13 protein-coding genes are annotated in these 13,398 nt (G+C 73.8%); 1 reads left to right on the top strand and 12 read right to left on the bottom strand.

Features of this window, described 5'->3' with window-relative positions:
* Nucleotides 1-15: 15 nt before the first annotated feature.
* The 3 genes from cmk to aroH all read right to left on the bottom strand — a co-directional run bounded on the left by cmk (nt 16) and on the right by aroH (nt 2,263).
* A complete protein-coding gene (cmk, locus tag E4U91_RS07715; RefSeq protein ID WP_137306139.1) occupies nt 16-705 on the bottom strand; it encodes a (d)CMP kinase in 690 nt (229 codons plus the stop codon).
* Between the two features lie 113 nt (nt 706-818).
* Nucleotides 819-1,904: a prephenate dehydrogenase gene (locus E4U91_RS07720; protein ID WP_137306140.1), complete on the bottom strand. Its 1,086-nt coding sequence runs from the start codon at nt 1,902-1,904 to the stop codon at nt 819-821.
* On the bottom strand, nt 1,901-2,263 hold the full coding sequence (gene aroH / locus E4U91_RS07725) for a chorismate mutase (RefSeq protein WP_137306141.1): 363 nt from the start codon (nt 2,261-2,263) through the stop codon (nt 1,901-1,903). The genes E4U91_RS07720 and aroH overlap by 4 nt, the downstream gene beginning before the upstream one ends.
* Before the next feature lie 244 nt (nt 2,264-2,507).
* Here aroH and E4U91_RS07730 point away from each other — a divergent pair, with 244 nt between their 5' ends.
* Entirely contained in the window at nt 2,508-2,948 is a 441-nt protein-coding gene (locus tag E4U91_RS07730; RefSeq protein WP_137306142.1) for a Rieske (2Fe-2S) protein, read from the top strand.
* 26 nt (nt 2,949-2,974) lie between these two features.
* Here E4U91_RS07730 and E4U91_RS07735 read toward each other — a convergent pair whose 3' ends face one another.
* From E4U91_RS07735 to E4U91_RS07775, 9 genes are all read right to left on the bottom strand, one after another.
* Nucleotides 2,975-4,000 (bottom strand): ADP-ribosylglycohydrolase family protein, encoded by a 1,026-nt coding sequence (locus tag E4U91_RS07735; protein WP_137306143.1) that lies wholly within the window; start codon nt 3,998-4,000, stop codon nt 2,975-2,977.
* The gene (locus tag E4U91_RS07740; RefSeq protein ID WP_137306144.1) at nt 3,997-4,752 is read right to left on the bottom strand and encodes an NUDIX hydrolase; all 756 of its coding nucleotides are present in this window, start codon (nt 4,750-4,752) and stop codon (nt 3,997-3,999) included. The genes E4U91_RS07735 and E4U91_RS07740 overlap by 4 nt, the downstream gene beginning before the upstream one ends.
* A gap of 68 nt (nt 4,753-4,820) precedes the next feature.
* Nucleotides 4,821-5,942, bottom strand: a complete 1,122-nt coding sequence (locus E4U91_RS07745; RefSeq protein WP_137306145.1) for a pseudouridine synthase — start codon at nt 5,940-5,942, stop codon at nt 4,821-4,823.
* Nucleotides 5,943-5,953: 11 nt separating this feature from the next.
* Entirely contained in the window at nt 5,954-6,616 is a 663-nt protein-coding gene (scpB, locus tag E4U91_RS07750) for an SMC-Scp complex subunit ScpB (RefSeq protein WP_137306146.1), read from the bottom strand.
* Complete coding sequence (locus E4U91_RS07755; protein WP_137306147.1) at nt 6,613-7,827, bottom strand: segregation/condensation protein A; 1,215 nt, start codon at nt 7,825-7,827, stop codon at nt 6,613-6,615. The genes scpB and E4U91_RS07755 overlap by 4 nt, the downstream gene beginning before the upstream one ends.
* 18 nt (nt 7,828-7,845) lie before the next feature.
* Entirely contained in the window at nt 7,846-8,442 is a 597-nt protein-coding gene (locus E4U91_RS07760) for a hypothetical protein (RefSeq protein WP_137306148.1), read from the bottom strand.
* A complete protein-coding gene (locus E4U91_RS07765) occupies nt 8,427-9,563 on the bottom strand; it encodes a ParA family protein (protein ID WP_137306149.1) in 1,137 nt (378 codons plus the stop codon). Before E4U91_RS07765 ends, E4U91_RS07760 begins: the two co-directional genes overlap by 16 nt.
* Before the next feature lie 401 nt (nt 9,564-9,964).
* Nucleotides 9,965-11,089 carry an alanine dehydrogenase gene (gene ald / locus E4U91_RS07770; RefSeq protein ID WP_168218079.1) on the bottom strand — a complete coding sequence of 375 codons (1,125 nt, stop codon included), beginning with the start codon at nt 11,087-11,089 and terminating at the stop codon, nt 9,965-9,967.
* Between the two features lie 134 nt (nt 11,090-11,223).
* A complete protein-coding gene (locus E4U91_RS07775) occupies nt 11,224-13,308 on the bottom strand; it encodes a tetratricopeptide repeat protein (RefSeq protein ID WP_137306150.1) in 2,085 nt (694 codons plus the stop codon).
* Nucleotides 13,309-13,398 lie beyond the last annotated feature (90 nt).

The following is a 13,398-nucleotide window of genomic DNA, read 5'->3' on the forward strand; positions in this document are numbered from 1 at the left end:
GCAGGGAGGGTCCGCTCACTTCCCGGCCCGCTTCTCCTCGACGAGGGTCACCACGCACTCGACGACCTGGTCCAGGGTGAGTTCGGTGGTGTCGACCTCGACGGCGTCGTCCGCCTTGGCGAGCGGGGACGTCTTGCGGCTGGAGTCGATGCGGTCCCGCGCGACGAGCGCCTCCTGGGTGGCCCGCACGTCGGTGCCCCGGCCCAGCTCGCCGCTGCGGCGCGCGGCCCGGGCCTCCGGGGAGGCCGTGAGGAACACCTTCAGGTCGGCGTCGGGCAGCACCGTGGTGCCGATGTCCCGGCCCTCGACGACGATGCCCCGCTCGGCGCCGGCCGCCACGGCCCGCTGGAGCTCGGTGATCCGGGACCGGACCTCGGGCACCGCGCTGACCAGGCTGACCTTGGAGGTGACCTCCTGGGTGCGGATCGGGCCCGCCACGTCGACGCCGTCCACGGTGATCGTGGGGCCGGCCGGGTCGGTGCCCGAGATGATCTCCGGCTTGCCGGCCGCGGCGGCCACGGCGTGCGGGTCCTCGACGTCGATCCCGTTGGTCACCATCCACCAGGTGATCGCCCGGTACTGGGCCCCGGTGTCGAGGTAGCTCAGGCCCAGCTGCGTGGCCACGGCCTTCGACGTGCTCGACTTGCCCGTGCCGGCGGGGCCGTCGATGGCGACAATCACGGGCTGGGCGGCGCCGTTTTCCACGGGGGGACACCTTCCTGGTGCGAGGTGGTGGGCGGGTGCGGGACGCGAGGGCACCCCGCACCAGGTTACCGGGCGCGCGGCCCCCTCTTTCCAGCCCCGGGTGGGCGCCCGGCCTACTGGCGCAGCGCCCAGCCCCGCTCCCGCAGCGCCGCGGACAGGGCCGGCGCGGCCTTCGGCTCCACCATCAGCTGCACCAGTCCGGCCTGCCGGCCCGTGGCGTGCTCGATCCGCACGTCCTCGATGTTGACCCCGGCGGCCCCCGCGTCCGCGAAGATGCGGGCCAGCTGCCCCGGCTGGTCGTCGATGAGCACCACGACGGCCTCGTAGGCCCGCGGCGCCGAGCCGTGCTTGCCGGGCACCCGGACCTGGCCGGCGTTGCCGCGCCGCAGCACCTCCGCGATCCCGGCGGCGCCCTCGCCCCGCTTGTCCTCGTCGGAGGACTGCAGCGCGCGCAGCGCCCGCACGGTGCCGTCCAGGTCGGCGGCCACGTCGGAGAGCAGGTCGGCGACCGGCCCGGGGTTCGCGGAGAGGATGTCGATCCACATCCGGGGGTCGGACGCGGCGATCCGGGTCACGTCCCGGATGCCCCCGCCGCACAGCCGTACCGCCGACTCCTCGGCGTGCTCCAGGCGGGCGGCGACCAGGCTGGAGACCAGGTGGGGCATGTGCGAGACGAGGGCGACGGCCCGGTCGTGGGCGTCGGCGTCCATCACGACCGGCACGGCCCGGCAGTGCGAGACCAGCTCCAGCGCCAGGTTGAGCACCTCGGTGTCGGTGTCCCGAGTGGGGGTGAGCACCCAGGGGCGCCCCTCGAACAGGTCCGCGGTCGCGGCCAGCGGACCGGACTTCTCGCGGCCCGACATCGGGTGGGTGCCGATGTACGCCGACAGGTCCAGGCCCCGCGCCTCCAGCTCCCGGCGCGGGCCGCCCTTGACGCTGGCGACGTCCAGGTAGCCGCGGGCCACGCCCCGCGTCATGGCGTCGGCGAGCAGGGACGCCACGTGGGCGGGCGGCGCGGCGACGACCGCGAGGTCGACGGCCCCGGCGGGCGGCTCCTCGGTGCCGGCGCCGAGCGCGGCGGCCGTGCGGGCCTGCTCCGGGTCGTGGTCGTCGAGGTGGACGACGACCCCGCGCTGGGCGAGGGCCAGCGCGACGGACGTGCCGATCAGCCCGGTGCCGATGACGAGTGCGGTCCTCACTGGGCGATGTCCTTGCGCAGGGCGGCCGCGGCGCCGAGGTAGACGTGGGCGACGTCGGAGCGCGGCCGGTCCGACTCGACGTGGGCGAGGATGCGCACCACCCGGGGCATGGCGCCCTCGATGTCGAGTTCCTGGGCGCAGATCAGCGGGACGTCGACGATGCCGAGCTTGCGGGCGGCGGCCGCCGGGAAGTCGCTGTGCAGGTCGGGGGTGGCGGTGAACCAGATGCTGATCAGGTCGTCGGCGGTCAGGCCGTTGCGCTCCAGGAGCGCGGTGAGCAGCGCGCCGACCTGCTCGTCCATGTGCCCGGCCTCGTCCCGCTCGAGCTGGACGGCTCCCCGGACCGCTCGTACCGCCACGATGCTGCTCCTTGCTGACGTGCTGATCGCTTCGCGTCGTCCAGCGTAGTCAGCCACCGGCCGCCGGGCGCGGGCCGCCCGCCCGGTGAGACGGCCGGGAGACCCCCGTCGACCGCTTCGGGAGGGAATGCACCCGTACGCCCCCTTTACGTCGGGTACGGCGTCCGCTCTGATGGTGGCGCGTCTGATGGTGGCGCGCCTGGCTCGGTCCGGTTCCTGGTTCCCCGATCCCCGGAGTGACGACATGACCCACCCCGCTCCCCGCCGTACGGTCCTCCTCGCCACGGGCGCGGCAGCCCTGGCCGCCGGGTGCGGCGGCGGGTCCGGCGGCGACGGCTCGTCCGGCGGTTCGTCCGGCGGTTCGTCCGAGGGGGCGCCCTCGGCGGGCGCCTCCGGCGGCCGCACGTTGGCGAGGACGTCCGAGATCCCGGTGGGCGGCGGCAAGGTCTTCGCGGACCGCAAGGTCGTGGTCACCCAGCCCGACCGGGGCGCGTTCAAGGCGTTCTCGGCGATCTGCACCCACCAGGGCTGCACGGTGGCCACGGTCGCGGACGGCACCATCAACTGCCCCTGCCACGGGAGCGAGTTCCGCATCACCGACGGTTCGGTGGCGGGCGGCCCGGCGACCAGGCCCCTGCCGGCGGAGCGGATCACCGTCCAGGGCGACTCCATCGAGCTGGCCTGAGCGCACCCGCCCCGGGACGGGCCCGCTCAGGCGTCCCAGAGGGCGCCGAGGGTCACCAGTTCGCTGCCGTGCTCGATGCGGTCCGCCCACGCGGCGGGCCAGGCCCCCGCACCGGCGTACGCGCCCGCGAAGGCGCCCGCGAGACAGGCGATCGAGTCGGAGTCGCCCGAGGAGCAGGCCGCGCGGCGCAGCGCGGTCACCGGCTCGTCGGGGAACAGCAGGAAGCACAGCAGGCCGGTGGCCAGCGCCTCCTCGGCGATCCAGCCCTCCCCCGTGGCCCGGCACGGGTCCTCCTCGGGGTCGGGGCTGCGCAGCGCCGCCTCCAGGCGGTCCAGGACGCGCAGGCACTCGTCCCAGCCGCGCCCGATGAAGTGCTCCGGGGAGGGGTCCTGGGAGCGGGTCCACAGGTCGCCGAGCCAGTCGTGGTGGTAGCGCCCGCGATTGTCCCGGGCATAGGCGCGCAGGGCGTCGACCAGGCCGCCCGGCGCGGTGCCCCGGGCGAGCAGCCGTACGGCGTGCGCGGTCAGGTCGGAGGCGGCGAGCGCGGTCGGGTGGCCGTGGGTGAGTCCGGACTGGAGCTGGGCGGCGCCTGCGCGCTGGTCGTCGCTCAGTCCCGGCACGATGCCGACCGGGGCCACCCGCATGTTGGCGCCGCAGCCCTTGGAGCCGATCTGGCTGGCGTCCTGCCAGGCCCGGCCCTCCTCCTCCAGCAGGGAGCACGCGGTGAGACAGGTGCGCCCGGGGGCGCGGTTGTTGTCCGGGGACCGGTACCACTCCACGAACTCCTCGCGCAGCGGCCCCTCCAGCCCCCGGGGACCGAGCACGCCGCGGTCCATGGCGGTGCGCAGCGCGCGGGCGACCGAGAGGGCCATCTGGGTGTCGTCGGAGACGAACGCCTTCCGCGGCAGCTCCATCTCCCGCCAGGGGCCGCACTTGGCGATGATCGACGGCACGTCGTTGAACTCGGTCGGGAACCCGAGGGCGTCGCCCAGGGCGAGGCCCAGCAGGGTTCCGGTGGCGGCGCGCTGGTCGCCGAGGGTCGCGTCGGTCATGTCGGGCGTCCTTCCCGTTGCGGTCGGAGGAGGGGCGGGTGGAGGGTCGCGGCGGGTCCCGCGCGGTAGAGCGCGGCCGGTTTGCCGCGGCCGCCGGTCAGCCGCGCGGCGCCCGGCACGGGGGCGACGAAGCCGGGCACGGCGAGCACCTTGCGCCGGAAGTTGGGGCGGTCCAGGGGGGTGCCCCACACCGCCTCGTAGACCTGCTGGAGCTCGCCGAGCGTGAACTCGGGCGGGCAGAACGCGGTGGCGGCGCAGGTGTTCTCCAGCCGGTCGCCGATCCGGGTCCTGGCGTCGGCCACGATCCGGTCGTGATCGAAGGCCAGCGCCCGGGCGTCGTCGTACGGGACCCAGCGGGCCCGGGCCGCGTCGCCGCCGCCGTGCGCCTCGGGGGCGTCGGGGAGCAGCGCGGTGAACGCGACGGACACGACACGCATCCGGGGGTCGCGGCCGGGCTCGCTGTAGGTGCGCAGCTGCTCCAGGCGCAGTCCGCGGACGTCGGCGAGGCCGGTCTCCTCGGCGAGTTCGCGGCGGGCGGCGGTCTCGGCGGACTCGTCGGGCAGCAGGAAGCCGCCGGGCAGGGCCCAGCGGCCGGCGTAGGGCTCCTGGCCCCGCTCGACGAGGAGCACGTGCAGCGTGCCCGCGCGCAGGGTCAGGACGGCGAGGTCGACGGTGACGGCGAAGGGCTCGTGGGCGTGCTTGTCATAGTCGCGGCAGGTGCCGTGCTCGTCGTGCGGGAGCGCACCGCCCACCCCGCCCACCCCCTTTAATGGTCAGCTCGACTATAAAAGAGGGTGGGCGTCGCCCACAAGGCGGATGTCTACAGGTCGACTTCCTTCATCAGCATGCCGACCTCGGTGTTGGACAGGCGCCGCAGCCAGCCCGACTTCTGGTCGCCGAGGGTGATCGGGCCGAAGGCGACCCGCACCAGCTTGTCGACCGGGAACCCGGCCTCGGCCAGCATCCGCCGCACGATGTGCTTGCGGCCCTCGTGCAGGGTGACCTCGACGAGGTAGTTCTTGCCGGTCTGCTCGACCACCCGGAAGTGGTCCGCGCGCGCGTAGCCGTCCTCCAGCTGGATGCCGTCCTTGAGCTGCTTGCCGAGGTCGCGCGGGATCGGGCCGACGATGTGCGCGAGGTACGTCTTGCGCACGCCGTACTTGGGGTGGGTCAGGCGGTGCGCCAGCTCGCCGTGGTTGGTGAGCAGGATGACGCCCTCGGTCTCGGTGTCCAGGCGCCCCACGTGGAAGAGCCGGGTCTCCCGGTTGGTGACGTAGTCGCCGAGGCACTGCCGCCCGTCCGGGTCCTCCATGGTGGAGACCACACCGGCCGGCTTGTTCAGCGAGAAGAACTGGTACGACTGGGTCGCCACCGTGAGGCCGTCGACCTTGACCTCGTCCTTCTCGGGGTCGACCCGGCGGCCCTGCTCGGTGACGATCTCGCCGTTGATCTCGACGCGGGCCTGCTCGATCAGCTCCTCGCAGGCGCGCCGGGAGCCGTAACCCGCGCGGGCGAGGACCTTCTGCAGCCGCTCGCCCTCCTGCTCGGCGCCCGGGAAGGTCTTCGGGAGCTTCACGTCCTTCTTGCCCGCGTACCGCTCGCGGTTGCGCTCCTCGGCGCGGGCGTCGTACTCGCGGGAGCTCGCCGGAACCCAACGGCCGCGCCCGGTGCCCTGCCCCTGCCTGGGGCCGCCCTTGGCGCCGCCGCGCGCCGAGGCGCCGCGGCCCGTCTTCGGGCCGTCCTGCGTGGCGCCCGGGCCCACGTCGTAGCGCCGCTCCTCCGGGCGCGGCTTCTTCGGCCGGCCCCCCTGCTTGTCGTCGCGGGCGTTGCCGGCGCCGCGGTAGTTGCCGCGCCCGCCGCTGCTCCCGCCGCGGCCGCCGCTGTTGCCACCACGGCTCCCGCCGTTGTTTCCGCTGCTGTTCCTGCCGCTGCTGCTTCGCATCAAAGTTCCGTCTAGTCGTCTGCGTCCTCGGCATCCGGCGCATCGGGTGCGTCCGGATCGAACGACGGCACGCCCTCCTGGGTCTCGGCCTCGATCGCCTCGGCCTCCGGGAGGAAGGGCGCGAGTTCCGGGAGCTCGTCCAGGCCGCGCAGGCCCATCCGCTCCAGGAAGTAGGTCGTCGTCCTGTACAGGATCGCACCTGTTTCGGGTTCCGCGCCCGCCTCCTCGACGAGACCGCGCTGCAGGAGGGTGCGCATCACGCCGTCACAGTTGACCCCGCGCACCGCCGAGACCCTGCTGCGGCTGACCGGCTGGCGGTACGCCACCACCGCGAGCGTCTCCAGCGCGGCCTGCGTCAGCCGGGCCGTCTGGCCGTCCAGCACGAGCCGTTCCACCGCGGGCGCGTAGGCGGCCCGGGTGTAGAAGCGCCAGCCGCCGGCGACGAAGCGCAGCTCGAAACCGCGCCCCTGCACGGTGTACTCGTCGGCCAGCTCGCGCAGCGCGTCGGCGATCTGCCGCCGGGGCCGCTCCAGGATCCTGGCCAGGTGCTCCTCGGTCGCGGGCTCGTCCACGACCATGAGGACGGCCTCCAGGGCCGGCTTGAGGTCGAGGCCGGCGACGGTGCGCGGGCCGGCCTCGGCCCCCTCGGCCGTACCGGTGGTGTCCCCGCTCATGCCTTCTCCTCCTGCTTCGGCGGCTCGGGCGGCCGGTCGAACTCGTCCGTCACCCGTGGTGCCCCGTCCCCGTCACCGCCGGTCCAGCGCACCAGCAGCTCGCCGAGGGCGGTCTCCTGGTCCAGGGCGACGGCCTTCTCCCGGTACAGCTCCAGCAGCGCCAGGAACCGGGCCACCACGGTCAGGGTGTCGTCGGTGTCCTCGACCAGCGCGCGGAAGCTGGCCTCGCCGAGCTCGCGCAGCCGCGCCACGACCACCCGGGCCTGCTCCTGCACGCTGACCAGCGGGGCGTGGATGTGGTCGACGTAGACCTGCGGCTTGGGCCTGGGCTGCATCGCCTTGACGGCGAGCCGGGCGAAGCCCTCGGGGCCGATGCTGATGACCACCTCGGGCAGCAGCTCGGCGAGGTGCGGTTCCAGGCCGACCGTGCGCGGCCAGCGGCGGGCCTCCTCGTCGAGCCGCGCGGTGAAGATGTCGGCGATCCGTTTGTACGCGCGGTACTGCAGCAGCCGGGCGAAGAGCAGGTCGCGGGCCTCCAGCAGGGCCAGGTCGCCCTCGTCCTCGACCTCGGCGGCGGGCAGCAGCCGGGCGGCCTTCAGGTCGAGCAGGGTCGCGGCGACGACCAGGAACTCGGTCGTCTGGTCCAGGTCCCAGTCCGGGCCCATCGCCCGGATGTGCGCCATGAACTCGTCGGTCACCTTGGACAGCGCGACCTCGGTGACGTCCATCTTGTGCTTGGAGATCAGCTGGAGGAGCAGGTCGAAGGGCCCCTCGAAGTTGGCGAGCCGCACCTTGAAGACGTTGTCGGGGGCGCCGTCGGAGAGCTCGGGGGACTCGGGGGCCTCGGCTGCCGCGGCGGGGGTGTCGGCGGGCGCGACGGGCTCAGCCGCCGCCTCCAGCGGTCCGGCGACGGGCTCCGCGACGGGTTCGGGTACAGGTGCGGCCACCGGCTCGGCGACGCCTTGCGCCACCGGCTCCACAGCGGGCCGGACGACCGGCCCGGGGGTCGGCTCCACGACCGGCTCGGCCACCGACTCGACGACCGGCTCCACGGCCGGTTCAGGAGTCGGCTCCACGACCGGCTCGGTCACCGGTCCGGCGGTCGGCTCCGCAGCCGGTTCAAGGGGCGGCCCCGCCCCCGGTCCCCGGCCCAGCGCACGCCGGCGGCCGCCGGGTGCACCGGGGCCGCGGGGAGGGTCGTTCGAGGTCATCGCCCCCGCAGGCTACCGCTACCGCCCGCGCAGCCGTCGTACGAGGATGCTGGCGTCCCCGCGGGTCTCCAGGTCGGCGAGGACCACGGCGACCGCCTCGCGGACGATCCGGCCGCGGTCGACGGCCAGCCCGTGCTCGCCCCGCAGCACCAGGCGGGCGTGCTCGAGGTCCATCAGCTCCTCGGCGGAGACGTACACGGTGATCTTCTCGTCGTGGCGCTCACGGCCGCTGGGCCGTCGTGCGGCCGCCCGCCCCCGCTTGCGCGGTGCCGCGTCCGCGGCCCCGGCAGAACCTTCCTGCGCCGCCGTACGCCGTCCCGAGCGGTCCCCGGCGCCCCGGCTGCGGGACTCCCCGCCCTCGGGGTCCGCGTCGGCCGCGACGTGCTCCGCGCCCTCGCCGCCCTGCGCCGGCACCGACGCCGGGGCGTCCTCGGCACCGGGGGCCGACGGGGCCGACCCGTTGGCCGCCGGCGCGACCGCCGCATCGCCGTCCGTGGCGGGACCCGGCACGCGGGCCTCGCCGCCCGGACGCCGGGGCGTGGACGGCTGGAGCGCCGTTCCCCCTGTCGTGCGGAAGAGTTCGTCGGCCCCCGGCAGACTCACTCGGCGTGACACCGGGCGAGCACCTCCCTGGCGAGCTGGCGGTAGGCGGCGGCGCCGACGGAGTTGGAGGCGTAGGTGGTGATCGGCTCACCGGCGACCGTGGTCTCCGGGAAGCGGACCGTGCGCCCGATGACCGTGTGGTAGACGTGGTCGTCGAACGCCTCGACGACGCGCGCGAGCACCTCACGGCTGTGCACGGTGCGCGAGTCGTACATCGTGGCCAGGATGCCGTCGAGCTCGAGCTCCGGGTTGAGCCGCTCCTGGACCTTCTCGATGGTCTCGGTGAGCAGCGCGACACCGCGCAGGGCGAAGAACTCGCACTCCAGCGGGACGATCACCTTGTGGGCGGCCGTGAGCGCGTTCACCGTCAGCAGGCCGAGCGAGGGCTGGCAGTCGATGACGATGTAGTCGTAGTCGGACATCAGCGGCTTGAGCGCGCGCTGCAGCGTCGACTCCCGGGCCACCTCGCTGACCAGCTGGACCTCGGCGGCCGACAGGTCGATGTTGCTCGGCAGCAGGTCCATGTTGGGGACCGCGGTCTTCAGCAGGACCTCGTCGGCCGACATGCCCCGCTCCATGAGCAGGTTGTAGACCGTGAGGTCGAGCTCCATCGGGTTGACACCGAGGCCGACCGACAGCGCGCCCTGCGGGTCGAAGTCCACGAGCAGCACCCGCCGGCCGTACTCCGCGAGCGCGGCACCCAGGTTGATGGTCGACGTGGTCTTGCCGACGCCGCCCTTCTGGTTGCACATCGCGATGATCGTCGCGGGGCCGTGGTCGGTCAGCGGGCCCGGGATCGGGAAGTACGGCAGCGGGCGTCCGGTCGGTCCGACGCGCTCACGGCGCTGGCGGGCCGCGTCGGGCGCGAGCGTGGCCGCGTACTCCGGGTCCGGCTCGTACTCGGCGTCGGGGTCGTAGAAGTGCCCTGCGGGCAGTTCGTCGTAGTCGGCGAAGTGGTTGCGGGGCGCGCCACTTCCGTCGCCGGCCATGGCGTTCACGTGATGACCGTCCATGCTCTGGGGTGCTGACAGAGCCGTGTGGGGGCTGTTCTGGCTCTGGTGGGCTGCGAAGGTTCGGACAGCGACGGAGCCGACAGCCTCGAAGCCCGCGGGACCCTGGTCCCGTGCAGGCATTCCTGGTTGACCACCCCCGGGAGAAAATGTCGACTCATTCACAAGTCGTCTTACCTCCTTGGTGACCAGGAAACTTCTAGACAGGTCAGCGTGGCACCATGCCGACGGTTGGCGACTCTATGGCGTGTCGGGCGTCCGCAGCAACACAATCCGCCGGACCCGGCCCGATGTGTCGGCAATGAAACATCCCGCTGTCAAGGGCGTACGGCCGTCGTACGGCAGGTTTCACCGATGTGCGAATCGGTCGAAGGGTTGCGTTCGAGGCGAGTTGACCGAGAATCGCAAAGTGACCATACACACATCCGGCCGGACCTTGTGGGGCAAGGTCCGGCCGGTCGCGTGTCGTTGACCACCTGTGTTGACGAATCGCCTTTTACCCAGGGATGACTTGATCCCGCGGGTCAGCCGAGCAGGGACTCCAGCGCCACGTGCTCCAGGCCGTGCGCCTCGGCGACCTCGCGGTAAACGACCTTGCCGTCATGGGTGTTGAGGCCCTTGGCCAGCGCGGGGTCGCGGCGCAGGGCCTGCGCCCAGCCGTGGTCGGCGAGTTCGACGATGTAGGGCAGGGTCGCGTTGGTCAGCGCGTAGGTGGAGGTGTTGGGCACCGCGCCGGGCATGTTGGCGACGCAGTAGAAGACCGACTCGTGGACCTTGAAGGTCGGCTCGGCGTGGGTGGTGGGACGCGAGTCCTCGAAGCAGCCGCCCTGGTCGATCGCGATGTCGACAAGGACACTTCCCGGCTTCATCCGGGACACCAGCTCGTTGGTGACCAGCTTCGGGGCCTTGGCGCCGGGGATCAGCACCGCGCCGATCACCAGGTCGGCCTCCAAACAGGCCTTCTCCAGCTCGAAGGAGTTGGAGACGACGGTCTGGATCTTCGTCCCGAAGATCTTGTCGGCCTCCTTGAGCTTGTTGATGTCCCGGTCGAGCAGGGTCACGTGGAAGCCCATGCCGATGGCGATCTGCGCGGCGTTCCAGCCGGAGACGCCGCCGCCGATGACGACCGCCTTGGCGGCCAGCACGCCGGGGACACCGCCGGGCAGCACACCGCGGCCGCCGTTGGCGCGCATCAGCTGGTAGGCGCCGACCTGGGGGGCGAGCCGGCCCGCGACCTCGGACATCGGGGCGAGCAGGGGCAGGGCGCGGCTGGGCAGCTCGACGGTCTCGTAGGCGATCGCGGTGGTGCCGGACTCGATGAGGGCGTCCGTGCACTCCTTGGAGGCGGCCAGGTGCAGGTAGGTGAAGAGCGTCTGGTCCTTGCGGAGGCGGTGGTACTCCTCGGCGATCGGCTCCTTGACCTTCAGCAGCAGGTCGGCGGTGGCCCAGACCTCGTCGGCGGTCTCCAGGATCTGGGCGCCGGCGGCGACGTACTCCTCGTTCGTGATCGACGAGCCGACACCGGCGTTGCGCTCGACGACGACCTGGTGGCCGTGGCGCACCAGCTCGTGCACGCCGGCGGGGGTGATGGCCACCCGGAACTCGTTGTTCTTGACCTCGCGGGGGATGCCGACCTTCACGTCGATCACGGTCCTTGGCTCAGAGGGTGTGGGGCATGGCAGGGCATACCCGGCCGCAGAGGGCACACCGGGATGCATCGCAGGAGAATGTGCGACAGAGCCAGTCTAATGAAGGCGTTCCCGCTGTCTAGCCTTCCTTTGCATCAATCTTCAGCGGGTGTACTGCGGATTTCGCAGGTGTTAGGAGCGTGTTCCGGCTGGTCCTGCCGCTCGGAGCCCTCCGGCGGCCCCCCGGTCTCGGGTGCCTCCTCCCCCAGGATGCGCTCGGCGGCCGCGCGGTGCAGGTGGGCGGCGGCCGGGTCGCCGAGGTGGTCCAGGGTGTCGGCGAGCCGCAGGTGCAGCGCCGCCTGGAGCCGGTGGTCGCCGGCCCGGCGGGCCCCCTCCACCGCCTCGCGGCAGGTGCGCAGCGACTCCTCGGGCCGGCCCGCGTACTCCTGAACGCGCGCGATTTCACTGACCGCTCGGGCCTGCGCGGCCAGGTCGCCGAGCTTGCGGTGGGCGGCGGCCGCGGCCCGCCAGTTGCGCAGCGCCTCGCCGTAGCGGGCGGCGTAGGTGTGGGCGGTGGCGATCCGCCCGTAGAGCCGGGCGGCGTCCGCGCGCTCGTCGCGGGCCAGGCGCTCCCCGAGGGCCCGGCCGAACCAGTCGGCGGCCCGGTCGTAGTCCCCGAGCTCCAGGTGCGCGCCGCCTACGGATTCCATCGCGCGGCCGGTCGCGTACGGGTCGTTCGCCTCACGTCCGGCGTCCAGCGCGGCCCGGTAGCGCACCAGGGCGGCGCGGGTGCGGCCGGTGCGGGCGTCGACGTCGGCCAGGTTCAGCAGGGCGGCGGCCCGTTCCCGGGGCAGGTCGCGCCGCTCGGCCACGTCCAGGACCAGCCGGTGGACCTCGTACAGGTCGGGCGCCGCGGCCTGGGTGCCGAAGTGGGCGACCATCGCCCGCACCAGCTGGGACATCAGCCGCCGGGCCAGGGTGTCCAGGTCCCCCTCCTCGACGGCGAGCCGGGCGCAGGCCAGCAGGGCGGGCCGGCTCAGGTCCAGCCACTGGGCGGCGGCCCGGGGGCTCGGGAAGCGCAGGGCGCGGGGCATCCCCTGGAGCTTCTCGCGGGCCTGGGGGCTGTCCGTCTCGGTGCTGGCGCGGCAGGACTGCAGCAGCCGGACGGTCCGCTCCAGCATCCGGGCGCGGGCGAGCTGGAGCTCGGCCGGCCGGTCGTGCGCCTCGACGGCGGCCCGCAGCAGGGGGTGCAGACAGCCCGGCACCTCGTACTGCGGCAGCGGGGAGTCGGCCGCGCGCAGCAGGCCGAGGGCGGTCAGGTCGTCCAGGGTGGTGCGCGCGGCGCCGACCGAGCAGCCGGCCAGCGCGGAGGCGGTGTGCGGGTCGACCAGGCCGGCCGGGGCGAGGCTGAGCAGGCGCAGTGTCCGGGCGGCGGGTGCGGGCAGCCCGGCGTGGACCAGTCCGAAGACCCGGCCGAGCGGGGTGCCCTCGTCGCCCTCGGCGTGCAGGTGCTTGGCGAGGTCGGCCACGGCCGACGTGGGCCGGGCGGCGAGCCAGCCCCCGGCCAGCAGCAGGGTGGCGGGCTGGCCCTGGCAGGCCTCGACCAGGCCCTCGGCGGCGTACGGGTCGACGGTCACCCGGACCGAGCCGGTGTACCGGGTGAGCAGATCCAGACCCGACTTGGTGTCCAGGCCGCCCAGGGTGCAGGGGCGCACGTCGGAGATGCCGGTGAGGGGGCCGGCCGAGACGGCGACGACCAGGCAGTCGGGGGTGTCCGGCAGCAGGGCGTCGACCTGGTCGGCGCCGGCCGCGTCGTCCAGCAGGAGCACCGCGCGCCGCTCGGCGAGGGCGCCGCGCAGGGCCGCGGCGAGGTCGTCCTCGCCGGCGCCGGGCGGGGCCGGCTCGTCCAGGGCGGTCAGCAGGTCGCGGGCCACCCGCGCGACGGGGACGGGGGTGCCGTCGGGCTCGCTGAGCCGGGCATGCAGCACCCCGTCGGGGTAACGGTCGGCGACCCGGCGGGCCAGTTCCCCGGCGAGGGCGGTGCGTCCGGATCCGGGGCGGCCCGCGATGAGCAGGACGCGCGCGCGGGGGGCCTTGCGCCCGGAGATGGTGTCCAGTCCGGCCCGCTCGATGTCGGCGAGCAGTTCTTTCAACTCCCGGGCGCGGCCCAGGAAGTGGCCCTCAGCCGACGGCTGTCCCGACAGCTTGGCGCCGTCCGCGTCCACCGTCTGATCCGTCACGGGCCACACTCCCGTCCCATCGCACGCCTGGGGCCCGCCGGGACTCCGGTTCGGGCGTTTCCAGAGCCTAGTTCACGCTCTGCGACGATC

Source organism: Streptomyces lasalocidi, assembly GCF_005280215.1.
Classification (GTDB): Bacteria; Actinomycetota; Actinomycetes; order Streptomycetales; family Streptomycetaceae; genus Streptomyces; species Streptomyces longwoodensis.